Origin of the sequence: Salipiger marinus (genome assembly GCF_900100085.1) — a bacterium.
Lineage (GTDB): Bacteria > Pseudomonadota > Alphaproteobacteria > Rhodobacterales > Rhodobacteraceae > Salipiger > Salipiger marinus.
Map to the genome: position 1 here is coordinate 59,832 of NZ_FNEJ01000007.1, position 23,210 is coordinate 83,041.

The 23,210-nt window shown below is 67.2% G+C and carries 21 protein-coding genes; 7 read left to right on the top strand and 14 right to left on the bottom strand.

Going from position 1 to position 23,210, the window contains the following annotated elements; translation table 11 throughout:
* Positions 1 to 3 precede the first annotated feature (3 nt).
* Genes BLR51_RS09425 through BLR51_RS09445 form a run of 5 tightly spaced genes read left to right on the top strand, consistent with a single transcriptional unit; the run spans position 4 to position 5,068 of the window.
* Positions 4 to 1,185: an amidohydrolase family protein gene (locus tag BLR51_RS09425; protein ID WP_089846234.1), complete on the top strand. Its 1,182-nt coding sequence runs from the start codon at positions 4 to 6 to the stop codon at positions 1,183 to 1,185.
* Entirely contained in the window at positions 1,185 to 2,621 is a 1,437-nt protein-coding gene (locus BLR51_RS09430) for a chlorohydrolase family protein (protein WP_089846236.1), read from the top strand. The genes BLR51_RS09425 and BLR51_RS09430 overlap by 1 nt, the downstream gene beginning before the upstream one ends.
* Complete coding sequence (locus tag BLR51_RS09435; protein WP_089846238.1) at positions 2,618 to 3,586, top strand: ABC transporter ATP-binding protein; 969 nt, start codon at positions 2,618 to 2,620, stop codon at positions 3,584 to 3,586. Before BLR51_RS09430 ends, BLR51_RS09435 begins: the two co-directional genes overlap by 4 nt.
* Complete coding sequence (locus BLR51_RS09440; protein WP_089846240.1) at positions 3,583 to 4,566, top strand: ABC transporter ATP-binding protein; 984 nt, start codon at positions 3,583 to 3,585, stop codon at positions 4,564 to 4,566. The genes BLR51_RS09435 and BLR51_RS09440 overlap by 4 nt, the downstream gene beginning before the upstream one ends.
* A complete protein-coding gene (locus BLR51_RS09445; RefSeq protein ID WP_089846243.1) occupies positions 4,559 to 5,068 on the top strand; it encodes a nucleoside deaminase in 510 nt (169 codons plus the stop codon). Before BLR51_RS09440 ends, BLR51_RS09445 begins: the two co-directional genes overlap by 8 nt.
* Positions 5,069 to 5,087: 19 nt before the next feature.
* Here the strand turns inward: BLR51_RS09445 and denD are convergent, their stop codons facing one another.
* From denD to BLR51_RS09515, 14 genes are all read right to left on the bottom strand, one after another.
* A complete protein-coding gene (gene denD / locus BLR51_RS09450) occupies positions 5,088 to 6,071 on the bottom strand; it encodes a D-erythronate dehydrogenase (RefSeq protein ID WP_089846247.1) in 984 nt (327 codons plus the stop codon).
* A 21-nt stretch (positions 6,072 to 6,092) separates the two neighbouring features.
* On the bottom strand, positions 6,093 to 8,039 hold the full coding sequence (locus BLR51_RS09455) for a D-apionate lactonase family protein (RefSeq protein ID WP_089846249.1): 1,947 nt from the start codon (positions 8,037 to 8,039) through the stop codon (positions 6,093 to 6,095).
* A 29-nt stretch (positions 8,040 to 8,068) separates the two neighbouring features.
* The gene (locus BLR51_RS09460) at positions 8,069 to 9,037 is read right to left on the bottom strand and encodes an ABC transporter permease (RefSeq protein ID WP_089846251.1); all 969 of its coding nucleotides are present in this window, start codon (positions 9,035 to 9,037) and stop codon (positions 8,069 to 8,071) included.
* Positions 9,034 to 10,947 (bottom strand): sugar ABC transporter ATP-binding protein, encoded by a 1,914-nt coding sequence (locus BLR51_RS09465; protein WP_089846253.1) that lies wholly within the window; start codon positions 10,945 to 10,947, stop codon positions 9,034 to 9,036. The genes BLR51_RS09460 and BLR51_RS09465 overlap by 4 nt, the downstream gene beginning before the upstream one ends.
* Positions 10,948 to 11,003: 56 nt before the next feature.
* Positions 11,004 to 11,996, bottom strand: coding sequence for a substrate-binding domain-containing protein (locus BLR51_RS09470; protein ID WP_089846255.1), 993 nt, complete (start codon positions 11,994 to 11,996; stop codon positions 11,004 to 11,006).
* 96 nt (positions 11,997 to 12,092) lie between these two features.
* Positions 12,093 to 12,857, bottom strand: coding sequence for a FadR/GntR family transcriptional regulator (locus BLR51_RS09475; protein ID WP_207543601.1), 765 nt, complete (start codon positions 12,855 to 12,857; stop codon positions 12,093 to 12,095).
* 186 nt (positions 12,858 to 13,043) lie between these two features.
* Positions 13,044 to 14,495 carry a xylulokinase gene (gene xylB, locus BLR51_RS09480; protein ID WP_089846257.1) on the bottom strand — a complete coding sequence of 484 codons (1,452 nt, stop codon included), beginning with the start codon at positions 14,493 to 14,495 and terminating at the stop codon, positions 13,044 to 13,046.
* 23 nt (positions 14,496 to 14,518) lie between these two features.
* Positions 14,519 to 15,217, bottom strand: a complete 699-nt coding sequence (locus BLR51_RS09485; protein WP_089846259.1) for an HAD family hydrolase — start codon at positions 15,215 to 15,217, stop codon at positions 14,519 to 14,521.
* A 40-nt stretch (positions 15,218 to 15,257) separates the two neighbouring features.
* The gene (locus BLR51_RS09490) at positions 15,258 to 16,319 is read right to left on the bottom strand and encodes an ABC transporter ATP-binding protein (protein WP_089846261.1); all 1,062 of its coding nucleotides are present in this window, start codon (positions 16,317 to 16,319) and stop codon (positions 15,258 to 15,260) included.
* 12 nt (positions 16,320 to 16,331) lie between these two features.
* The gene (locus BLR51_RS09495; protein ID WP_089846264.1) at positions 16,332 to 17,384 is read right to left on the bottom strand and encodes an NAD(P)-dependent alcohol dehydrogenase; all 1,053 of its coding nucleotides are present in this window, start codon (positions 17,382 to 17,384) and stop codon (positions 16,332 to 16,334) included.
* A gap of 3 nt (positions 17,385 to 17,387) precedes the next feature.
* Positions 17,388 to 17,636: a DUF2160 family membrane protein gene (locus BLR51_RS09500; protein WP_207543602.1), complete on the bottom strand. Its 249-nt coding sequence runs from the start codon at positions 17,634 to 17,636 to the stop codon at positions 17,388 to 17,390.
* A 4-nt stretch (positions 17,637 to 17,640) separates the two neighbouring features.
* Entirely contained in the window at positions 17,641 to 18,477 is an 837-nt protein-coding gene (locus BLR51_RS09505; RefSeq protein ID WP_089846266.1) for a carbohydrate ABC transporter permease, read from the bottom strand.
* Between the two features lie 4 nt (positions 18,478 to 18,481).
* Complete coding sequence (locus BLR51_RS09510) at positions 18,482 to 19,357, bottom strand: carbohydrate ABC transporter permease (RefSeq protein WP_089846268.1); 876 nt, start codon at positions 19,355 to 19,357, stop codon at positions 18,482 to 18,484.
* A gap of 121 nt (positions 19,358 to 19,478) precedes the next feature.
* A complete protein-coding gene (locus BLR51_RS09515) occupies positions 19,479 to 20,915 on the bottom strand; it encodes an extracellular solute-binding protein (protein WP_089846270.1) in 1,437 nt (478 codons plus the stop codon).
* A 214-nt stretch (positions 20,916 to 21,129) separates the two neighbouring features.
* Here BLR51_RS09515 and BLR51_RS09520 point away from each other — a divergent pair, with 214 nt between their 5' ends.
* Together BLR51_RS09520 and BLR51_RS09525 are read left to right on the top strand one after the other, a co-directional pair.
* Positions 21,130 to 22,086 carry a sugar-binding transcriptional regulator gene (locus BLR51_RS09520; protein ID WP_089846271.1) on the top strand — a complete coding sequence of 319 codons (957 nt, stop codon included), beginning with the start codon at positions 21,130 to 21,132 and terminating at the stop codon, positions 22,084 to 22,086.
* A 238-nt stretch (positions 22,087 to 22,324) separates the two neighbouring features.
* Positions 22,325 to 23,209 carry a sugar phosphate isomerase/epimerase family protein gene (locus tag BLR51_RS09525; protein ID WP_089846273.1) on the top strand — a complete coding sequence of 295 codons (885 nt, stop codon included), beginning with the start codon at positions 22,325 to 22,327 and terminating at the stop codon, positions 23,207 to 23,209.
* The last annotated feature ends 1 nt before the right edge of the window (position 23,210 follow it).

Here is a 23,210-nt window from a genome sequence, read left to right on the forward strand (position 1 = left end):
GTGATGACTTCCCTGACCCTCAAGAATGTCCGCCCCATGGCGGGCGCCCTGACCGACCTTTACATCCGCGATGGCCGTTTCGCCGACAGCGCCCCCGAGGGGGCGGAGGTGATCGACGGCGGCGGGCGCATCGTGATCCCCGGTCTGGTCGAGGCGCATACCCATCTCGACAAGTCGCTGCTGGGACTGCCGTGGTATCGCAACGAGGTGGGGCCGCGGCTGATCGACAAGATCACCAACGAGCGCGAGGTGAAGGTCGCTCTGGGGCTCGATCCGCAGGTGCAGAGCGAACGGCAGGCCATCCTGTCCATGAGCCACGGCACCACGCAGATCCGCAGCCATGTGGATGTGGACACGCATCACGGGCTTGCCGGGATCGAAGGCGTGATGGCCACCCGCGAAAAGCTGGCCGGGCTGGTGGAGATCGAGATCGTGGTCTTTCCGCAATCCTCGATGATGCCGCGTTTGGGCACGCTGGAGCTGATGGACGAGGCGCTGGCGCTGGGGGCCGAGGTGGTGGGCGGCATCGATCCCTGCGGCATCGACCGCGATCCGAAGGGGCATCTGGATGCGGTCTTTGCGCTGGCCGAGAAACACGGCAAGCCCGTCGACATCCATCTGCACGAACGCGACGCGCTTGGCGGCTTTTCCATGGAGGAGATCATCGCCCGCACCAAGGCGCTTGGCATGCAGGGCAAGGTGACCATCAGCCATGCCTTCTGTCTGGGCGCGCTGGACCGGGGCTATGTCGCCGGGCTGCAGGACCAGCTGGCCGAGCAGCGCATCCATATCGTCACCACCGCCCCCGCTTCGGCCCCGGTGCCGCTGGTGAAGGAACTGCGTGCGGCGGGCATCCTGACCGGGGCGGGATCGGACGGCATCCGCGACACATGGGGCCCCTATGGCAATGCCGACATGCTGGAACGGGCGATGTTCATCGGGCTGCGCAACAACCTGCGCCGCGATGACGAGGTGGAGCTTGCGCTTGACATCTGCACCTTCGGCGGCGCCGCGATCATGGAGACCGAAGGCTACGGGCTCGGGCCGGGCGACCGCGCCGACTGCGTGCTGGTCGAGGGCGAGACGCTGGCCGAGGCGGTGGCGCTGCGCGCGCCGCGCCCGCTGGTGCTGAAGGGCGGGAGGGTCATCGCGCGCAACGGCACCTGCGTGATCGAGGCGCCGTGATGGGGCGGCGCATCCTGCTGACCGCGCGCTGGGTGATCGGCCATGCGGCGGGCGCGCATGTGATCCACGAACAGGGCGTGGTGGTGATCGAGAACGGCGCGGTGCTGCATGTGGGGCCGTCCTTCGATGGCGAGGTGGCCGAGCGCATTGATTACGGGCAGGCGGTGATCTCTCCGGGGTTTGTCGATCTGGATGCGCTGGCCGATCTGGACACGACCATTCTGGGCTATGACAACGGCCCCGCGTGGAAAAAGGGCCGGGTCTGGCCGGAAAGCTATGTCGCGCGCGGCCCCTACGAGATGTATGGCCCCGAGGAACTGGCCTTTCAGAAACGCCATGCCTTCGCGCATCTGATCCGCAACGGCATCACCACGGCGCTGCCCATCTCCTCGCTGTTCTACCGCGAATGGGCGGAGACGGTGGCGGAATTCGACGCCGCCGCCGACGCCGCCGCCGATCTGGGGCTGCGGGTCTATCTGGGCCCCGCCTATCGCAGCGGCGGGCAGGTCACCGACGATCAGGGCCGCATCACCGCGCTTTATGACGAGGCGCGCGGGCTGGCCGGGCTGGAGGAGGCCGCAGCCTTTGCCGCCCGGATCGAGGGGCGCGCGGGCGGGCTGATCCGTGCCATGTTCGCCCCCGACCGGATCGAGACCTGCACGCCCGCGCTTCTGCAGCGCACCGCCGCTCTTGCCGCCGAACTGGGCGCGCCGGTGCGCCAGCACTGCTGCCAGTCGCCCACCGAACTGCGGCTGGTGCAGGAGCAGCACGGCACCAGCCCCATTGTCTGGCTGGACCGGCTGGGGGTGCTGGGGCCGCGCTGGCTGCTGCCGCATGGCACGCAGGCGACGGAGGCCGATTTCGACCACCTCGCCGCCAGCGGCGCGGCGCTGGTGCATTGTCCGCTGGTGAGCGCGCGCCATGGCAGCGTGCTGCGCAGCTTTGCCCGCTGCCGCGACCGTGGCATCGTGACCGGGCTGGGCACCGACACATTTCCGGCGGACATGATCCTGAACATGCAGGTGGGCATGATGATGGCGCGCATGGTCGATGGCACAGAGGCGGTGCGGTCCGAGCATCTGTTCGACGCGGCGACCCTTGGCGGGGCGCAGGCGCTGGGGCGGTCCGATCTGGGCCGTCTGGCCCCGGGGGCGCGGGCGGATATTGCCGTGATCGACCTGCGCCATGTGCTGCAGACCCCGGACCCGGTGCAGACGCTGATGACCTCCGCCTCGGGGCGCGACACCCGCGATGTCTGGATCGACGGGCGGCGGGTGATGCGGGACGGCGTGATCCCCGGCGTGGACGCGCTGGCCGATGCCGCCCGCGCGCAGGCGCAGTTTGACGGGCTGGTGACGAAATACCCCGACCGCACTGCGGGCCATCCGCCGGTGCAGGACATCTTCCGCCCGAGCTATGAAAGGCGCGACGCATGAGCGACATCGTTCTGGACATCCGCAATCTGCGCGTCGAATTTCCCACCCGCAAGGGGGTGCTGACCGCCGTCGATGACATCTCGCTGCAGATACGGCGCGGCGAGATCCTTGGCATGGTGGGGGAAAGCGGCGCGGGCAAGTCGATGACCGGCATGGCCATCCTTGGCCTGCTGGAACCGCCGGGCCGCATCGCCGCCGGATCCATCCACCTGTCGGGCGACCGGATCGACGGGCTGGACGACCGTGCCCTGCAGGCGATCCGGGGCCGCCGCATCGGCGCGGTCTTTCAGGATCCGCTGACCTCGCTCAATCCGCTGTTCCGGGTCGGCGACCAGCTGGTGGAAACGATCCGCCTGCATACCGGCCTGTCGCGCAGCCGCGCCCGGGCGCGGGCGAAGGATCTGATGCACGAGGTGGGGATCCCGGCGGTGGAGGAACGCATCGACAGCTACCCGCACCAGTTTTCCGGCGGCATGCGCCAGCGCATCGTGATCGCGCTGGCGCTTTGTGCCGAACCGGAACTGATCGTGGCGGATGAACCCACCACCGCGCTCGACGTGTCGATTCAGGCGCAGATCACCGCGCTGCTGCGGCGGCTCTGCCGCGAGCGGGGCACCGCCGTGCTGCTGGTCACTCATGACATGGGGGTGATTGCGGAAACCGCCGACCGGGTGGCGGTGATGTATGCCGGACGGCTGGCCGAACTTGGCCCGGTCGACGAGATCGTGCGCCGCCCGAACCATCCCTATACCAGCGGGCTCATGGGCTCGATCCCGTCGCTGCGCAAGGATGTGGACGAACTGCAGATGATCCCCGGATCCATGCCCCGGCTTGACGCCATCCCGCCCGGCTGCGCCTTCAACCCGCGCTGCACCCATGCGGGCCCCAGATGCCGCCGCGAGACACCGCGGATCGACAGCCCCGGCGCCGCCTGCTGGCTTGCGCTTGAAGGAGAGGTTGCATGACCCAAAGATCCGGAGCCATTCTGGAGGTCGACGCGCTGGAGCGGCGGTTCGACGTCTCCGCGCCATGGCTGAACCGCCTGCTTGAAGGCAGGCCGCGCCGCACGCTGCGCGCGGTGGACGGGGTGGATTTCACCATCCAGCGCGGCCAGACGCTGGCGCTGGTGGGAGAATCCGGCTGCGGCAAAAGCACCATCGCCAAGCTGGTGACCGGGCTGCACGCGCCCTCGGGCGGGGCGATCCGCTTTCACGGCGACCGCGACCGGATGCAGATGATCTTTCAGGATCCCTTTGCCAGCCTGAACCCGCGCTGGCGCGTGGCGCGCATCGTGGCCGAACCGCTGCGGACCCTGCGCCCCGACACACCCGAGCCGGAGGTGACGGCGCGGGTGGCGGATCTGCTGCGCACCGTGGGGCTGAGCCCCACGGACGGCACCAAGTTTCCGCACGAATTTTCCGGCGGCCAGCGGCAGCGCATCTCCATCGCGCGGGCGCTGGCCGGAGAGCCGGAGTTTCTGGTCTGTGACGAGCCGACCTCCGCGCTTGACGTGTCGGTGCAGGCGCAGGTGCTGAACCTGATGAAGCGGCTGCAGCGCGAGATGGGGCTGACCTATCTTTTCATCAGCCATGATCTGAGCGTGGTGCGTCACATGGCCGATGTCATCGCGGTGATGTATCTGGGCCGCATCGTGGAAATCCAGCCGACCGCCGACCTGTTCGCGGCGCCGCTGCATCCCTATACGCGGCTGCTGCTGGACACGATCCCCGATCTGGAGGCGCCCGACCGCAACCGCATCCCCATGGGCGGAGAGGTGCCTTCGCCGGTATCGCCGCCGCCGGGCTGCAGCTTTCACCCGCGCTGCCCGCTGGCCTTTGACCGCTGCCGGACCGAGCGTCCGGAACGCCGCGCCGATGTGCATGACCGCCGCGTCGCCTGTTTTGCCTGCGAAACGCCCGCTGACGGAGCCGCTGCCGATGTATGACGAAACCTTCCTGCGCCACGCCATAGCGCTGTCGGCGCGGGCGATGACCCTGCCGGGCACGGAACCCTTTGGCGCTGTGGTGGTGCGCGAGGGCCGGATCGTCGGCACCGGGCTCAACCGGTCGCGGCTGCACAGCGATCCCACCTCCCATGGCGAGACCGAGGCGATCCGCGATGCCTGCCGCAGGCTGGGCACCGTCGATCTGCGGGGCTGCGCGCTGTATTCCAGCTGCGAACCCTGCCCGATGTGCGTGGCGGCCATGGGGATCGCGGGGATTTCCGTGCTGTATTATGCGGCGGACATGGATCAGGCGGGGGCAGCGCTTGGCGATCTGCCCGAAGCGGCACGGTTTCCCGTCGACGTGGCGCGTCTGGTGCAGGACTGCGGCAGCGACGTGACGCAGCGGCAGATGCCTGCCCATCAGCACCTTGCCGCAGAGGCGGCAGAGGTGCTGACCGGCTGGGCTTCCATGGCGCGCGACAGGGCGCGGACCGGGGGCTGAGCCCCGGCCCGGCCATCGTTCAGATCTGGCCGCCCAGTTCATCCTCGATATGGATGCGGATGATCTCCTCGAACGAGGATTCGGCCCGGAACCCCAGCGCCTCGGCGCGGGCGGTGGTGAAATCGCGGGGCCAGCCTTCGACGATGGCCATGATCGCGGGATCGGGTTCGGGACGGATCAGCGCCACCGCCTTGTCGCCCGCCACCTTGCGCAGCGCCTCGATCTGTTCGCCCACCGTGGCCGAGAGCCCGGGCATCGACAGCGCCCGCCGCGCCCCCAGCGGCGCCAGATCCATGGTCGCGGCATGGATCAGGAAACCCACGGCGGCACGCGGGCTGGCATGCCAGTGCCGCACGTCCTCGGGCACCGGCAGCACCGCTTCCTTGCCCGCCAGCGGTTCGCGCAGGATGTTGGAGAAAAAGCCCGAAGCCGCCTTGTTGGGCAGGCCGGGGCGGATGCAGATCGTCGGCAGCCGGATCGCAATGCCGTCCAGAAAGCCCTTGCGCGAATAATCCGACAGCAGCAGTTCGCCCACCACCTTCTGCACGCCATAGCTGGTGCGCGGGGTGCAGAAGAATTCGTCGTCGATCTTGTCGGGGAAGGGCGCCCCGAACACCGCGATGGAGGAGGTGAAGACCACGCGCGGCCGGTAGCCTTCGGCCTGATGCGCGGCGCGGATCGCCTCCAGAAGCTGCCGGGTGCCATCAAGGTTGACCGCATAGCCCTTGTCGAAATCCACCTCGGCCTCGCCCGAGACGATGGCGGCCAGATGGAAGATCACGTCGGGCCGGTCGGCCACCAGCCGGGGCGCCGTGGCGGGATCGGCGATGTCGGCGGCATAGCGGGTGCAGGGGCCGGAAAACCCGGCAGGCGCCGCGGGTTCGATCACGTCGACCAGCGTCAGCGCGGTGATGGCGGCGCCGCCCAGCTGTCCCTCCGCGACAAGTCGGGCGGTCAGTTTGCGGCCCACCATGCCAGCGGCGCCAAGGATCAGGATATGCATGTGGTTTGGTCCTTCATTGTCTCAGAACGCGCCCAGAAGGCGCAGCACGGAATAGGCATCAAGGCTGATCCCGGCATCGGGCACCGGGGCCAGCCTGTCAAGAAAGCCCGGATCCTCGGCCGCCTCGGCAAACTCCGCCGCCGACAGGCACGCCATCTGCCGCGCCCCCTGCGGCAGGTGCAGCCGGACCGGATCGGCGGTGAGGTTGGCAAGCCAGATCTCGGTCTCGCCGGGGGTGCCCACGGCCAGACCCAGCACGCGGGCGGGATCGGAGCTGTCGACGCGCCGCAGCGGCTGGCCCCGAAGCCGGGCCAGCCCGCGCAGCGGATGGAACAGCGGATAGAGCCCGCCATGATCGTCATACCATGGCTGCGGGAACCGGGTCGGGACATGGACCGCGCCAAAGGCGCCGACCGGCGCACCAAGCGCCACCGCTTCGGCCCCGCCGGTGGCGAACTGCGCCAGCGCGCCCAGCGTCCATGCCGCCCCCAGCAGGCCGCGCTGGCGCGGATCGTTGAAATTCATCGCCTGCCGGATGTTGTCGGGGTTGTCCTTGGGGGCGGCGCCATAGGGATTGGCGCGCATCCCCATGGCCGAGGGCCCCACCGCAAAGGGCAGCGGGCGGGCGATCTCTGCCGCGCTGCGGGCGATGGCGGGCAGCGCTTCAAGGCTTTCCATCACCGACCGGTCGTCCCCGGCATGCACCATCGCCGAGGTGGTGAAGCTGACCAGATCAAGCGCGTCCACCGGCGGGCGCTTGCGGTTCAGTTCGGTGAAATAGCTGAACATGCCGCCGCCAAGCCGCGCGCCGGGAAAGGCCTGCCGCGCCACCTGCGCCAGCGCCGCCGCATCGGGCGCCTCGGGCCAGACGCTGCCCGGCAGGGTGCATTTCAGGTCGGGCGCGGGCGACAGCAGCACGGTGGCAAAAGGCGCGCCAAGCCCGGCCACGGTGGCGCCAAGCGCCGTCACCTCGGCCTCGGCCCCGGCATCGTCGGTGGCGGCGATCACCGCCTCCAGCCACGGCTCCGCCCCAAGGGCCTGCGCCACGTCCAGCTGTGCCTGCAGGCTGGCGCGGTCATGGCCCCGGCGCGGATCGTGATGGCAGAGCAGATGCGCCGGGCCAAGCGCGCGCAGCGGATCGGCGCAGGTCAGCGCCGCCGCCGCATCGCCGGGATCAAGCCCCATGCCAAGCGCGGGCATCCGCCCCGCCTCCCTGCCCAGATCCAGCGTCACGCCTTCGGCGCGGGTGGCGGCGCCCGCCGCCCCGGTGATCCGCAGGGTGATCTTCTGTTCCAGTCGCGCGCCCGGCTCCAGCTCATAGGGCCATGGCAGCGCCAGCGGGCGGACATAGGTCTTGTAGGAGGCATCGGTCCAGTTGCGCTGGTCCTCCATCTCGAAGGTGTCGCCTTCCATCAGGCAGTGCACGCGGTGGCCTTCGGGGCTGACATGCTCCAGCGCGCGCAGATCCATCATGGGCTGCACCGGGTCGATGAGGTCGGGGAACCGCCCCTCCACCTGCCGCCCGTCCACATGGGTCAGCGTCACCGGCCCGCCCGCCACGCCCGCGATGGGATGCAGGATCACAAAGCCGGTGCGGTTGGTCAGGAACGGCGTTTCGGCGGCGCCGCTGCCGGTGAAGGTCAGCGTGCCATCGGCCCGGCCTTCGATCCGCGCCTCATAGGCGAAGGCCTGCCCGGGCTCCGCGACGCGGGCGCGGTAGGTGACCACGAAGCGGTCGGGCTCCTGCTGCACCTCCAGCGCGTCAAGGGTGGGGCTGTAGGTGCCCCAGTCCTTGTCGCGCACGATGTAGGACACGGCGCGCAGCACCTCTGCCCCGGCGAAGCGGATGTCGCGCAGGTTGCCCGCCTCCAGTTCGGCGCTCAGCGGTCCGGCGGTCAGCAGGCGGGGCGGCGGCACCTGTTCTTCGGTGCCATAAAGCGCCACGGCGCGGGAGGGGGTCGGGGTCATGGGGGATCTCCTTGTCTGCGGGCGCGGCCTCAGCGGGCCGAACGCCAGTTGAACAGCCGCTCCGCCAGCAGCGCGAGAATGATGATGGAACCGATGGCCGTGCCCTGCCAGAACGGCGAGACCCCCATCAGGTTCAGCCCGTTGCGGATCATCACCATGATCAGCACGCCGATCAGCGTGCCGATGATCGAGCCGCGCCCGCCGTAAAGGCTGGCCCCGCCGATCACCACGGCGGCGATGGCATCAAGCTCCATCTGGTTGCCCGCCAGCGGATCGGCGGACAGGATCTGTGCGATGGAAAAGGTGATGGCCACCGCCGCCAGCGCGCCCGAGATGACGTAAGGCAGGATCGAATAGCCCAGCACGTTCAGCCCCGCCGCCCGCGCCGCCTCGCGGTTCGATCCCACGGCATAGATGGTGCGCCCGCCCTTGGTGTAGGTCAGATAGGCCCATGCCGCGAGATAGAGCAGCAGCAGGAAGATCACGTTGGCGGGGATGCCCAGCACCGTGGTGTAGACGATGGCCGACAGGCTTTCGGGAATGCCGGAAATCGCGGTCTGCCCGGAAAAGATATAGGCCAGACTGCGCCCGATCGCCATCATGCCCAAGGTCACCACAAAGGGCGCAAGCCCGAACACCGCGACCAGCACGCCCGAGATCAGCCCGATGAAGGCCCCCGCCGCCACCGCCGCCGCGATGGCCAGCGGAATGGGCAGGTCGCGCAGCGCCAGCCCCAGCACGATGCCGGTCAGCCCCGCGACCGACCCCACCGACAGGTCGATGCCGCCGGTCAGGATCACGAAGGTCATCCCCACCGCGACGATGCCGATGACCACGGACTGGTCGAGGATGTTGAAGATGTTGTTCTGGGTCAGGAAATAGGGCGACATCAGCGACAGCCCCACCGCGATGACAAGCGCAAGGCCCAGCATTCGGACTTCCAGCGTGCGGATCAGGCGGCCCGGCAGGGCAGGGCGGGCGGCGGTGGGTGCGCTCATGCGGCGTCTCCTTCGATGTCGTCGCTGTCCCGGGTCAGGCGGCGCACCTGCGCCGCGATCTGTCCGGGGTCGGGCAGGGGGGTGTCGGCGGCGGCGGTCAGACCGATCCAGCCCAGATCATGGCCGCGGGCATTGCGCAGCGGCACCAGCAGCGTGGCAAGCGCGCCGTCCGTCACGATGCCCTGCGCGCGCGCCGCAAGGGCGCGGGGGATGGGGGTGTCCCGAGGGTGCAGCGCCTCTCCGGCGCGCAGGTCAAGCGGGGGCGCCGTGGCGGCGGCGGCGGTGCCAAGGCAGATCAGCGAGTCCTCTTCCAGAAGCGCCCACCACGCGAAGGCGCCATGCTCCCGCGCCAGCGTTTCCAGCAGCGCGCGGTTGCGGGTGGTGGAACTGCGCGGCGCGGCCAGCAGGGTCAGCTTTTCCTCGGTCAGGATCGGCGTCGGCAGATCGGCGATGGTGATGCCGTCGCTCATCACCACCACCCGTTCGGTGACGCCCAGCAGTTCCTCGAAATCCGAGGAGATGACCACCACCGCCACGCCCTGATCGGCGATGTCGCGCAGGATGCGGTAGATCGCGCTGCGGGTGCCGATGTCGACGCCCTTGGTCGGCTCGTCAAGGATCAGCACCTCGGGGTCGATCAGCAGCCAGCGCGCCATGATGATCTTCTGCTGCATGCCGCCGGAAAAGGTCAGCAGGCTTGCGTCCATCCGATCGGTGGGCAGGCCAAGCTGGGCCAGAAGCGTGTCCACCCGGTCCTGCCGCTGCCGGTAGCCCAGACCAAAGCCGCGATGGCGGCCCAGATGCGCCAGCATCAGGTTCTCGCGCACGCTGAGATCGGGCACGATGTTCTGCGCACGGCGGTCTTCGGCGACAAAGCCGATGCCCTGCCGGATCGCATCCACCGGCCTGCGCAGCGCGATCTCGCGCCCCTTCAGCCGGATCGTGCCGCCGTCGCGCGGACGCAAGCCGAACAGCGCCTCCATCGCTTCGGAGCGGCCCGCGCCCACCAGCCCGCCAATGCCCAGAATCTCGCCCCTGTGGACGGTGAAGCTGACATCGCGCACGATGGGCCGGGCGGAGAGGTTCGTCACCTCCAGCACCGGGTCGCGCGCGCCGCCGCGCCGGTCGAGCCCCGGCGTGGCATAGATCGCCCCCAGATCGCGCCCGACCATGTGGCGGATGATGTCGGTCTGGGTCAGCCGCGCGGTGTCGAGGCTGGCGGCGACGGTGCGGCCTTCACGCAGGATGGTGACGCGGTCGGTGACGGTGAACACCTCCTCCAGCCGGTGCGAGACAAAGATCAGCGCATGGCCCTGTTCGCGCAGCCGCGCGAGGATGTCGAACAGCCGGTCCACCTCCGACGGCGACAGCGAGGCGGTGGGTTCGTCAAAGATCATCAGATCGGCGTCAAGCGCCAGCGCCTTGGCGATCTCGACCAGCTGGCGCTGCGCGGCGGAGAGGCGCCGCACCTCCTGATCCAGCGGCAGCGCGTGGTCGCGCCCCAGCCGGGCAAGGATGTCACTGGCGCGGCGGCGCATGTCGGGAAAGGACAGGCGGCCCGGACGGCCCAGTTCTGGCAGGAAGATGTTTTCCAGCACCGACAGATCGGGCGCGAGGCTGGTTTCCTGCGCCACCAGCGCGATGCCGGAATCCAGCGCCTCGCGGGTGGAGCGGGGCGACAGCGTGCGGGCCCGATACAGCAGCTCGCCGCTGTCGCGTCCGACATGGCCGCAGATGATCCGCGACAGCGTGGATTTGCCCGCGCCATTTGCCCCCAGCAGGCCATGCACCTCGCCCGCGCGCACCTCAAGGCTGGCATCGGACAGCGCCTGCGTGCTGCCGAACCGCTTGGCGACCGACCGGGCGACCAGCGCCGGGCCGCTGTCCGGGGCGGACATCGGATTGCTCATGCTCGTCTCCGTGGAAAGGTCCGGCACCGGGGAAGCCGGTGCCGGAACGGCGTCGCTCAGCTGTCGCCCAGCTCGCCTGCAAAGACGGTTTCGGTGATGGTCGGCAGCATCTCTTCGATGTTCTGGTCGGTCACCACCACGATCGGCACGAGGATTTCCTTTTCAGGCGTTTCGCCGTTCAGATGGGCGAACAGCGCCTTGGCGGATTCCTCGCCCATCAGATGCGGCTGCTGCATGCCGGAGGCGACGATTTCCCCCGATTGCAGCATCGGCACAAATTCCGGAATGCCGTCAAAGGCCGCCACCAGCACCTCGCCCTGACGCCGTGCCGCCTTGATCGCGCGCAGCGCGCCGATGGCGGGCTGGTCGGTCTGCACAAAAATCCCGCGCATGTCGGGATTGGCGGTCAGCATGTCCTGGGTAAAGCGGAAGGTCTCGTCGGCGGTGTAGGACTGCATCTGCTGCAGGCCCGCCTCCTTGGCCACCCCGGCTTCGGTCATCGCGTCCTTGAAGCCCTTGGTCCGGGCCTGTCCGTTCAGCCGCGCCTGACTGATCGCCACGATGCCGACCGAGCCGTCTTCCCAGCCGCGTTCCTTCATCGCGGCGGCCAGCGCCTCTCCGGTGCCATGCGCGCCTTCGTAATTGTCGGAGATGATGAAGGACACATAGGTGCCGCTATTGGTGCCGATATCGGCGATCACCACCGGGATCCCCGCCTTTTCCGCAAGGCTCAGCACGCTGGGGGCGGTGGAACTGTCGGTCGGCGACAGCACGATGCCTGCCACCCCGCGCGCAATGGCATCCTGCGCGTTCTGAAGCTGCTGCTGCGCGTCATTGTGCGAATCCAGCGCCTGAAAGCCGTAACCTTCGGCGGTGGCCACCTTTTCGACGCCCTTGGACAGGTAGCGCCAGAACGGCAGGTCAAGGCCGGGTGTCAGATAGACGACCTCCTTGTTCTGCGCGGCGGCGGGCATGGCCCCGCCCAGTGTCAGGCTCGCCGCGGTCAGGGCCGCTGTGGCGACCCCCAGAATATGACGTCTCTTGAACATGGTGTCTCCTCCCGTGGTGGCCCCTCCTCCAAAGGGCCCGTGATGGCGGCCTTGTGGGGCCTGCCTCTGGGTGCGCCGCCTGCGGCGCGCCCGGTGTCAGGATCCCGCCCCCGGCGACGCGTCGCGTTCGGAAAGCAGGGATCGTGTGGTGGTGTAGATGCGGTCCTCGTGCCGGGCAAAAGCGGCGCGGGTGCGGGCGGCGTCGCGCGCCTCCAGCGCGGCAAGGATCTCGGCATGGTCGGACAGGCTGCCCGCGATGGCACCGGGCCGCGACACGATGCGGCGGCGATACTCCATCATATAGGTGTAAAGGTCGGTCACCACGTCGCTCAGCAGGCTGTTGCCGCTTTCGCGATAGATGGCGACGTGAAATTCGCGGTCCGCGATCAGAAACCGCAGCGGATCCTCCAGACAGCCCTGCTGCGTGACCAGCGACCGGCGCAGATCCTCCAGCACCCGGTCCGAGATCCGCGCCGCAGCCTCCCCCACCACCTGCTGTTCGATCAGCAGCCGGGCCGCGTGCACCTCATCCACGTCATAGCGGTTGACGTCGATCTGCCGCATCATCCCCACGGCCATGGCGCCGATGTCATCGGTCAGCACCTTGGTGCGCGCGCCCTGACTGACCGCAAGGATGCCGCGCGCGGCCAAGGTCTGGATCGCCACGCGCACGGTTTCGCGGCTGACCGACAGGGCGGCGGCAAGGTCGCGTTCGCTGGGCAGTTCATCGCCCGGCGCCAGCAGCCCCGAGCCGATCATCGCGGCGATCTTTTCCGCGATCACGTCTTTCATGGTGAGCCGCCGCATGTCGCGCCCGATCTCGCTGGCACTGTCGAGCAGCAGCTTCTGGACATTTCGCACTGCCGCACTCCCCCCTGCCGCGCAGATAGACAACTGGTCCGGTCACCATGCCAGCTAAGGTGAGTCTGCTGCGGCTGTCAATTCCGCAGCGTTGCGGGGACACGCAGCGGTCAAGCTGCGCCGGCGCGAACGACAACAGCCCCAGCCCATCGGGCCGAGGCTGTTGCACAGAGATGAAAGCGGGCGTTACTGCGCGGCGCGGATCGCCGGATAGGCCTGCCGGAACCTTTCATAGGCGGCGTCGAACTCCGCCCGCAGCGCGGGGTCCGGCGCGATCTCCTCGCGGATGGCGGGCTGGGTCATCACCTCTTCGATGGTGCCGTCGCCCACCGCCAGCATCGCCAGCCGCGCCGCGCCAAGGGCTGCGCCAAATTCGCCGCCGCTTGGCAGATCCAGCGTGACGTTCAGCGCCGTGGCGATCAGTTTCAGCCAGTAGCGCGATCCGGTGCCGCCGCCGATGGCCATCAGCCGGTCCAGCCGCAGCCCGGTGCCCGCCAGCGCGGCCTGACTGTCGCGCAGCCCGAAGGCGACACCTTCCAGCACCGCGCGGGTCAGATCGTCGCGCGTGGTCTCGGCCCCGAGCCCGGTGAAACTGCCGCGGATTTCCGCATCATTATGCGGCGTGCGCTCTCCGGAGAGGTAAGGCAGGAACCGCACCCGGCCCGGCGCGCGCAGCGTGTCCCCCAGCGAGGCGGTCAGATCCTTGGGCGGCGTGCCGGTGATCCGCGCCAGCCAGTTGAGGCTGTCCGTCGCCGACAGCATGACCCCCATCTGATACCAGCGCCCCGGCACCGCGTGACAGAAAGTGTGCAGCGCCGTTTCAGGCGCGGGCCGGTAGCCGTTGCGCGCCGCCAGCAGCACGCCCGAGGTGCCAAGCGAGACAAAGCCCTGCCCCTCGTCCATGGCGCCGATGCCGCAGGCGGCGGCGGCATTGTCCCCCGCCCCGGCGGCCACCACCACGGGGCCAGTCAGGCCCCAGCGCGCCGCAAGCTCGGGCTTCAGTTCGCCGCCGGGCTGGCAGCCCTCCAGCAGGTCGGGCATCTGGTCGCGGCGCATGCCGCCTGCGGCCAGCAGCGCCTCGGACCAGTCGCGCGCGCCGGTATCCAGCCACGAGGTGCCCGCGCTGTCGGACATGTCGGCAAAAAAGCCCCCCGTCAGGTAGAAGTTCAGATAGGCCGCAGGCAGCAGCACCTTGGCGATCTTGGCAAAATTCTCGGGCTCGTACCGCCGCAGCCAGTCAAGCTTGGGCGCGGTGAAGCCCGGAAAGACGATGTTGCCGGAAATCTGGCGGAAGCCTTCGGCGGCGTCCAGCGCCGCCGCCTCGGCATGAGAGCGGGTGTCGTTCCACAGGATGCAGGGCCGGATCACCGCGCCCTCCGCATCCAGCAGCGTGGCGCCGTGCATGTGGCCCGCCACCCCGATCCCGCGCAGGTCGGCAAAACGCGGATGCGCCGCGCGCAGATCCCCGATCGCGCCGTCCAGTGCGGTGATCCAGTCGCCCGGATCCTGTTCGGACCAGCCCGACCGGGGATGATCCGCCGTATAATGCCGTTCGGCAGCGCCAATCGGCGCGCCTTTTTCGTCCATCAGCAGGGCGCGCAGCCCCGATGTTCCCAGATCAATGCCCAGATAGACCATGTCTTTTCCTCCCGGCGGCAAGCTCAGCGCGGCGCATGCCGCAGGGCGCTGAGGGCCGCATACATGTGTGACATGTCCGCGAGCACCTCCTCCGCGCCCGCCTGTCTGAGGGTATCTGCGTGCACCTCGCGCCGTCCGTCAAGATGCGTGCCGCCGGTAAAGCCGATGGCGCGCATTCCGGCGGCGCGGGCGGCCTTTACCCCATGCGGGGAATCCTCGATGACCACGCAGATTTCTGGCGGCACGCCAAGCTCGCGCGCGGCCAGAAGAAACAGATCCGGCGCGGGCTTGCCCTGCGCCACCTGATCGGCGCTGAAGCCGCGGTCCTCGAAATAGGGGGCAAGTCCCGACAGGCGCAGCGTCGTGGCAAGGCGCAGCAGCGATCCCCCGGTGCCGATGGCCATGGGCACCCCTTCAGTGTGCAGCTGCTGCAGCAGGTCGGGCACGCCGGGAATGCAGCTGAGCCCGGTTTCATAGGAGGCAAACAGGCGGCGTTCGAAATTCGCCGAAAACTCCGGCGGGCAGGGCGCGCCGGACCGGCGTTCCACATAGTCATGGATGACGCTGATCGACACGCCCAGAAACCGCGCGCCGATCTCTTCGGGGGTGGCATCCGCAATCCCCAGCGCCCGCATCTCGGCGGCGACCGCCGCCAGAGACTGCGGTTCGCTGTCCACAAGGCAGCCGTCTAGATCGAAGATGATGGCCTGCGCCTGCGTCATTGCCTGTCCTTTGCCTGTCTCTGCCCTGCCGCGCGCCGTCTCAGATGCGCTGTTCGGTCTCGCGGTCAAAAAGATGCACGTTCACCGGATCGATCAGGAAGCCGATCTCGGTTCCGGGCCGCACCATGATGCGGTCCTTGACCACGGCGTCAACCAGATCGGTCCCTGCGCGGGCAAAGATCTGCGTCTCTGACCCGGTGGGCTCCACCACCACCACGCGCACCGGCACGCCACCTTCGCCCACGCCGATATGTTCGGGGCGGATGCCATAGGTCACCTTCTGCCCGTCCTGCGCAGAGGTCTCCGGCAGCGGCAGGACCAGCCCGCCCTCCGAGACGAAGCGCTTTGCCCCGTCGCGCATGGCGATCTGGCCATGCACAAAATTCATCGACGGCGAGCCGATGAACCCCGCCACAAAGACGTTCCGGGGCCGGTCATACAGATCCAGCGGCGCGCCGATCTGTTCGACCCGGCCATCGCGCATCACCACGATCTTGTCGGCCATGGTCATGGCCTCGATCTGGTCATGGGTGACATAGACGATGGTGGTTTTCAGCCGCTGGTGCAGTTCCTTGATCTCGACCCGCATGGTGACGCGCAGCTTGGCATCAAGGTTCGACAGCGGTTCGTCGAACAGGAACACCTGCGGATCGCGCACGATGGCCCGGCCCATGGCGACCCGCTGCCGCTGCCCGCCCGACAGCTGCTTGGGGTAGCGGTCCAGATAGCGGTCCAGATCAAGGATCTTGGCCGCCTTGGTCACCTTGGCGTCGATTTCGGCCTGCGGGCGCTTGGCCATCCGCAGGGGGAAGCCCATGTTTTCCGCCACGGTCTTGTGCGGGTAAAGCGCGTAGCTCTGGAACACCATGGCGATGTCGCGCTCCTTGGGGGGCACGTCATTGACCACGCGCCCGCCAATGGCGACGGTGCCGCCGCTGATCTGCTCCAGCCCCGCCAGCATGCGCAGCAGGGTGGATTTGCCGCAGCCCGACGGGCCCACCAGCACGACAAATTCGCCGTCCTCGATGTCGACGCTGACGCCATGCATGACCTGCAGGCTGCCGTAGCGCTTGACGACATTGTCGATCTTGACCTCTGCCAATGTCCTGTTCCCCTATTGCGGCAATGCGATCTGCATCTTCACGTCGGCCGGCGGCGCGGATGCGGCGATTTCGAAGGCGCGGACGCTGTCCTCGAAATCAAAGGTTCTGGTGATGAGCGGTTTTACGTCGATGGCGCCAGAGGCCAGCATCGCCACGCAGCGCGGAAAGGCATGGGCGTAGCGGAAGATGTTCTCGACCCGCGCCTCGCGCACCATGGCAGCGCCCGCGTCATACAGGATGGGATCGGGCTGGCCGCCGATCATCACCACGCAGCCGCCGGGGGCCAAGGGCTCGAACACGCCCGCCGCCGCCTTGGGCGAGCCTGTCGCCTCGAACACGATGTCGGCGCCCCAGCCTTCGGTCTCGGCGCGCACCTGTTCGGCAAGCCGGCCCGGCTGTGCCGGAACCGGCACGATGGCCCGGCTGAGCGAGGCGGCGATCTCCAGCTTCTTTTCGGAAAGGTCGGTCACATAGACCCGCGCGCAGCCTGCGGCCAGCGCCGCCAGCGCCGTGACCAGCCCGATGGGCCCCGCCCCCAGCACCACGGCGATGTCGCCCGGACGGACCCGCGCCTTGGTCGCGGCATGCACCCCCACGGCCAGCGGTTCGACCATCGCGGCCTCGGCAAAGCTGACAGTGTCGGGCAGCTTGAAGGTGAAGGCGGCGGGATGCACGCAGGTCGGGCGCAGCACGCCATGCACCGGCGGCGTCGCCCAGAAGCGCACGGCGGGATCGACGTTGTAAAGACCAAGCCGGGTCGCCCGGGAATTGGGATCGGGGATGCCCGGCTCCATGCAGACGCGGTCGCCCACGGCCAGATCCTGCACCTCTGCCCCGGTTTCGATCACCGTGCCGGAGGCTTCGTGGCCAAGGATCATCGGCGCCTTCACCTCGAACTGGCCGATCTTGCCATGGGTGTAATAATGCACGTCCGATCCGCAGATGCCCACGGTGTGCAGCTTGATCCGCACGTCGCGCGGACCCAGCACCGCCTCGGTGCGGTCGATTTCGGGGAAGTCGCGCAGCGACAGCTCGTCTTTGCGTTCGAGAACGAGAGACCTCATGGGTTAGCCTTTCGTGATGATAAGGACGGCCACCGCAAGGGCAATGGCGTTGGAAATCCAGATGGAGGGGCCAAAGGGTTCGATGAAGCGGAACCAGACCAGCGACAGGGCCACCCAGATCACCACGGAAATGAACAGCCGGTCAAACCAGTTGGTCTGGATCGGCAGGAAGCCGGTCTTCTCCTCCTCGGGGGGGGGCGGCTCGCTGTCGCGCAGATCCAGCTTTTCGTCCATGTCGGGGGGAATGGTCATGATCTTATCCCTTCACGGCGCCAAAGGTCAGGCCCGCCACGATATGTTTCTGCACCAGACCGAAGACGATCAGCGCGGGGATCAGGGTAAAGACCGAAATCGCCGCCATGATCCCCCATTCGGTGCCGGTGGTGGTGACATATTCCGACAGGCCGGTGGTCAGGGTGCGGGCGTTGAAATTGGTCAGGGTCGCGGCCAGCAGGTATTCGTTCCACGCAAAGACCCAAGTCAGGATCAGCGTGACCGCAAGGCCGGGCCGGGCCAGCGGCAGCACAACTTCGGTGATCACCTTCCACGGGCTTGCGCCATCGACATAGGCGGCCTCGTCCAGCTCCTTTGGGATGCCGTCCACGGTGGGGCGCAGCGTCCAGATGGCGAAGGGCAGGTTGAAGGTGCAGTAGACAAGGATCATGCCGATCCGCGTGTCCAGCAGGCTGAAATCGCCGATGCGGTAGACCTGCGTCATCAGCAGGAACAGCGGCAGCAGGAACACCGCCGGGGGCGCCATGCGGTTGGTGATGGTCCAGAAAAAGATGCTTTCCTTGCCGCCCATGTCGAAGCGCGACAGCGCGTAGCAGGCGAAAAAGCCCAGCACCGTGCAGAGCACCGCATTGCCGGTGGAGATCACCAGAGAATTGACCATGTAGCCGCGCAGGGTGCGGTCGTTCAGCACGTCGATGTAGTTCTGCCAGTAGAAGCTCTTGATCAGGATGTCAGGGGTCGAGAACAGGTCGACCGCCGGTTTCACCGAGATCACGAACAGCCAGTAGATCGGGAACAGCGTCAGAAAGCTGACCACGATCCAGAACAGCGAGTAGAGCCATGGGCGGTTCTTGCGCATCGTCTCAGGCTTTCTTGTTGCGGGGTGCGATCAGGCCGACATACAGCAGCCAGCACGCCACGATGGTGAGGTAGAGGACGACAACCGAGATGGCCGAGCCATAGCCGTAATTCGTCCGCGGAAAGACCTCCTTGAAGATGTGCACGCCGACATAGCGGGTCGCGGATCCGGGGCCGCCGCCGGTCAGCATCAGCACCTCGTCGACGGTGCGCAGCGCGTCCATCAGCCGGATGAAGACGGTGGCGAGGATGGCCGGGCGGATCATCGGCAGCGTGATGTGCCAGAAGATCTGCCGCTTGTTGGCGCCGTCGATCTGCGCCTGTTCGAACGGGTCGGGCGGCAGCGACACCAGTGCCGCGATCAGCGTCAGCGTCACCAGCGGCGTCCAGTGCCAGATGTCCATGATGACGGTGGTCACGAAGGCGGCGATGGCGCTTTGCCCGATGTTGAGATCATAGCCGAACCAGTTGTCGAGCAGGTTGGGCAGGATCCCGATGGAGGGCGTGGTCATCAGCTTCCAGATCGAGCCCACGATGATCGGCGCCATGATGAGCGGCAGCGTGTGGATGGTGCGGAAGATCGCCTTGCCGGGGAAGTCCTTCATGAAGGCCTGCGCCAGCATGTAGCCGAGGATCAGCTCGGAGATCACCGCGAAAAAGACGAAGGCTGCCGTCACCCCGAGCGAGGCCAGAAACTGCGCGTCGAAGACCACGCGGCGGTAATTCTCGGCCCAGTTGAACACCATGTCGGGATTGACCGCGAACGGGTTCCACTGGTGGAACGAGACATAGAGCACGTAGATGAAGGGGAGCACGCCGAAGAAGAACAGCACCAGCAGCGTCGGTGCAAGCAGCAGCCATCCCAGTTTGGTGGAATGCATCGGATGGTCCTTGTGTGGCAAAGGGGTGCGGCGGTCCTGTGTCCCGGCGCCCGGATGCGGCGGGGAAACGCGGGCCGCCCGAAGGCGGCCCGGCTGCGGCATGCCCCTGCGGGCGTGACGTTTACTGACGATATCCGAGGTCGGTCAGTTCCTGCTCGGCCTTTTCGGCCATCTGGTCGAGCCCGGCATCGGGTTCGATGCTGCCGGTCAGGATCTCGTAGAAGATCGGGGCGACCGCCTCGCGCAGCTGCGCATGGAAGGGATAGGCGGGCGCACCGGCGAACAGACGGCCCTGATCCTTGAGCATGTCGTAATAGCCGCCCAGTTCGGTGTTCATGTCCTGAACGCCGGCATCGTCATAGGTGGCGGTATGGGTGATGCGCGGGGCCGCGACCGCCCAGCCGGGCTGCACCGATTCCTGCCCGATATACTGCAGGAACAGCAGGGCGGCATCGCGGTTCTTGGACGTGACCGGCAGGCCGAAGGCGCCGCCGTCGTAATAGCCGATATAGCCTTCGCCGGACTCGGCGGCCTCCATCACGCCATCCTGCAGCGGCGGCAGTGCCACACCGACATTGCCCACCACGCGCGACTTGGTGTCATCCGAGGCGATCCACGCGGCGTTTTCGCCATAGACCAGCCCCTGAGCGGCGCGCCCGGCGGCGAAGGTGGTCGCCACCTCGGTCCATGTCGACTGCACCGATTCCGGCGGCGCGATGTCGCGCATGTGCAGCCACCATTTCAGCGCGGCCTTCGCCGCGTCGGAATTCATCGCCCCGCCGTTTTCCACGGTGGCGGCATAGTTGTTGTCGGGATCGATCCCCCAGCCATAGACGCCGAAGGTCGGGGCGACGGATTCCACATATTCATACCACGAAGCCGGATGGCCGGTATGGGCCTGCGCCGTCGTGCCCCACAGATCCATGTCGTGATCCTCGCCCCACTGGGTGAAGAACTCGGCAATCGCCTGATAGTCCTCATGGGTGGTGGCGGGGGCAAGATCCTTGCCGGTCTTTTCCTTGTAGGCCGCCTGAACCTCGGGATCGCTGAACAGATCCGTGCGGTAGAGGTAGATCTTGATGAAGGCTTCCATCGGGATCCCGTAAAGATCCCCGTCATCGCCGCGGAAATAATCGGCGAAGGTGGTGAAATCGGCCTCGTCGAAAGACGGCGCCTTCAGGTCCGGGTTTTCCTCCAGCGCCTGTGTCACGTTCACCAGAAAATCGCGGGCCAGATAGGCGTAAACGATGTCCTGCTCGATATAGACCATGTCATAGATGCCGGTCCCGGCCTCCATGTCCTTGATGGCCTTGTCATACATCTGGTCCCACGAGGTGGTTTCGATCTCGACCCGGATGCCGGTCTTTTCCTCGAATTCGGGGGCCAGCACGTCGCTGATGTAATTGGATGGCGGCGTGGCCTCGGTCACCCCGCGCAGGGTCACCCCTTGGAACTGTTCTCCGGCCTTGGCCCAGAATTCATCATCCTGCGCAAAGGCGCTTCCGGCCGCAACGGATAGGGCAAGCGCCGACACGCCCAGCCTGACTGCAAAGCTCATGGTTATCCTCCCTAAGAAATTCGGTTTGGCGCCGCCCTCCGCAGCAGCTGCGGCTCCTCTCCGCGATGCCTCTCCCGACGTCACCAATACAAATGTATGGGCTCCCATTCAAGTGAAATATTCATATGTAAATCATACGAGACAGATGTATTGTCTGGTGATGCCGTCAGGGATGCTGCTAGTCTGGACGCCGCTCGAATGATGGGAAGTCGGAATGCTCAAGGAAAAAGAGGACGAGGCGTTCTCGTTCGTCAGCGAAGTTTGCTGGCATTATTACATCAACGGCATGACTCAGGCCGAGATCGGCACGGCGCTTGGCGTCACGCGGCTGCGCGTCAATCAGGCGATCCAGAAGGCCAAGGCGCTGGGGATCGTGAAGGTGCAGATCGAATCCCCCTTCCTGCCCCGGGTTGAACAGCAGAACGACCTGCGCGCGGCGCTGGGGCTGGATCAGGTGCTGATCGCGCCCGCCAACCGCGACCAGTATGATTTCCACACGCCCGTCGGCGCGGCGCTGGCCTCTTTCCTGTCGCGGCATCTGGAAACGGCGGGCTGGCAGAAGATCGGCGTGTCCTGGGGCATGACGCTGCAGCGCGCGATCACCCACATGGCGCGGCAGAATTTCCCGGATCTTGAAATCATCTCGATGATCGGCGGCACGACCAAGGGCGCGATCTTCAACTCCTTCGGCATCGCCTCGGGGTTTGCCGAACGGCTGGGGGCGAGCTATTCGCTGCTGGCCGCGCCCATCTTCCTGTCCGAAGGCATCGACCGCGAGGCGTTTCTGGGGCAGGAAATCTTCCGCGAACATCTGGCCAAGTTCGAACAGCTTGACGCGGCGATCCTGACCGCCAGCGACATTTCGGCCCGCTCCTATCTCGTGTCCTCGGGCCTGCCTTCGACGGACCATGCCGAACGCCTGCTGCAACTTGGGGCGATCGGCGATGTGGTGGGGCGGTTTCTGGATGCCGAAGGCCATAGCGTCACCAACGATCTGGACGCGCGCACCATCGGCATCACGCTCGACACGCTGGCGGCGATTCCCGAAAAGATCCTCGTGGCCGCCGGTCCGCACAAGGTCAACGTGATCCGCGCCGCCGCGCGGCACGGGCTGGTGACCATGCTGATCACCGATGACGTGACCGCCGATCTGCTGCTGGCCACCGCCTGAACCCGCGCAAACCCCCGTCCTGCAAGGGCTCTGACCTGTGCCCCGGGTCAGAGGTGGGCACCTGTGCCCGCGCCTTCCAAAAACCTGCCGCGCGTAAAGAAATCATTTGTAAGTCCTGCGATGCACTTGTAACCTTCGCTGTGTTCGGGGTGTCTCTGCCTGCCCCGACCCTGCCCCCGTGGGCAGATCCCCGGTTGGGAGGCCGGGGCCGCAGATGGAGCCACAAGGGAGGAGCTGCATGGGACAGCTGGGGATTCACTCGTTCGTCTGGACGGGTGGCCAGACGCAGGACGATCTGGAACGCGCGCTGGAAAAGACGGCGGAACATGGCTACCGCGCCATAGAATTTGCCTATCTGCGGCCCGAACTCTTTGACCTTGACCGGCTGGCGCAGCGGGCGCAGGCGCTGGATGTCGCCATCGGCGTGACCATGGGCCTGCCCGCCGACAAGGACGTCTCGAGCGAGGATCCGGACCGGGTCGCGGCGGGCAAGGCGATGCTGCGCGACGCGGTTCAGGCGGTGCGCGACATCGGCGGCACCAAGCTGGGCGGCATCCTGTTTTCCGCCCACATGAAATATGACCGCCATCCTACCGAAACCGGCTGGAAGAACAGCGTCGAGGCCATCGCCGAAACCGCAGAGATCGCCAAGGCCGCAGGCGTCGATCTGGTGCTGGAAATCGTCAACCGCTTCGAAAGCAACCTGCTCAACACCACGGCGCAGGGGCTGGCCTTTCTTGACGCCACCGGCTCCGATCATGCGCGGCTGCATCTTGATACGTTCCACATGAACATCGAAGAGGCGAACCCCGCCGCGGCGATCCGGCTGGCGGGGGACAGGATCGGCTATTTCCATATCGGGGAAAGCAACCGCGGCTATCTGGGCTGCGGCACCATCGATTTTCCGCTGATCTTCGACGCGCTGCTGGAGATCGACTACCAGCGCGACATCGTGTTCGAGAGTTTTTCCAGCGCCGTGGTGGATGGCGCCCTGTCGCGGGCCTGCGCGATCTGGCGCGACACGTGGACGGACAGCGATCCGCTGGCGGCCCATGCCAAGGGCTTCATCGAACGCGGCCTTGACGAGGCACGCCGCCGCCGCGCCACCACCGCGCAGGCCTGAC

Coding starts and splice junctions, on each gene's coding strand:
- BLR51_RS09460 (WP_089846251.1), bottom strand. CDS start 9,037: ATGAGCGCACCCACCGCCGCCCGCCCTGCCCTGCCGGGCCGCCTGATC.
- BLR51_RS09485 (WP_089846259.1), bottom strand. CDS start 15,217: ATGACGCAGGCGCAGGCCATCATCTTCGATCTAGACGGCTGCCTTGTG.
- denD (WP_089846247.1), bottom strand. CDS start 6,071: ATGCATATCCTGATCCTTGGCGCCGCTGGCATGGTGGGCCGCAAACTG.
- BLR51_RS09495 (WP_089846264.1), bottom strand. CDS start 17,384: ATGAGGTCTCTCGTTCTCGAACGCAAAGACGAGCTGTCGCTGCGCGAC.
- BLR51_RS09510 (WP_089846268.1), bottom strand. CDS start 19,357: ATGCATTCCACCAAACTGGGATGGCTGCTGCTTGCACCGACGCTGCTG.
- BLR51_RS09445 (WP_089846243.1), top strand. CDS start 4,559: ATGTATGACGAAACCTTCCTGCGCCACGCCATAGCGCTGTCGGCGCGG.
- BLR51_RS09430 (WP_089846236.1), top strand. CDS start 1,185: ATGGGGCGGCGCATCCTGCTGACCGCGCGCTGGGTGATCGGCCATGCG.
- BLR51_RS09470 (WP_089846255.1), bottom strand. CDS start 11,996: ATGTTCAAGAGACGTCATATTCTGGGGGTCGCCACAGCGGCCCTGACC.
- BLR51_RS09515 (WP_089846270.1), bottom strand. CDS start 20,915: ATGAGCTTTGCAGTCAGGCTGGGCGTGTCGGCGCTTGCCCTATCCGTT.
- BLR51_RS09440 (WP_089846240.1), top strand. CDS start 3,583: ATGACCCAAAGATCCGGAGCCATTCTGGAGGTCGACGCGCTGGAGCGG.
- BLR51_RS09505 (WP_089846266.1), bottom strand. CDS start 18,477: ATGCGCAAGAACCGCCCATGGCTCTACTCGCTGTTCTGGATCGTGGTC.
- BLR51_RS09525 (WP_089846273.1), top strand. CDS start 22,325: ATGGGACAGCTGGGGATTCACTCGTTCGTCTGGACGGGTGGCCAGACG.
- BLR51_RS09500 (WP_207543602.1), bottom strand. CDS start 17,636: ATGACCATTCCCCCCGACATGGACGAAAAGCTGGATCTGCGCGACAGC.
- BLR51_RS09520 (WP_089846271.1), top strand. CDS start 21,130: ATGCTCAAGGAAAAAGAGGACGAGGCGTTCTCGTTCGTCAGCGAAGTT.
- BLR51_RS09465 (WP_089846253.1), bottom strand. CDS start 10,947: ATGAGCAATCCGATGTCCGCCCCGGACAGCGGCCCGGCGCTGGTCGCC.
- BLR51_RS09425 (WP_089846234.1), top strand. CDS start 4: ATGACTTCCCTGACCCTCAAGAATGTCCGCCCCATGGCGGGCGCCCTG.
- BLR51_RS09435 (WP_089846238.1), top strand. CDS start 2,618: ATGAGCGACATCGTTCTGGACATCCGCAATCTGCGCGTCGAATTTCCC.
- xylB (WP_089846257.1), bottom strand. CDS start 14,495: ATGGTCTATCTGGGCATTGATCTGGGAACATCGGGGCTGCGCGCCCTG.
- BLR51_RS09455 (WP_089846249.1), bottom strand. CDS start 8,039: ATGACCCCGACCCCCTCCCGCGCCGTGGCGCTTTATGGCACCGAAGAA.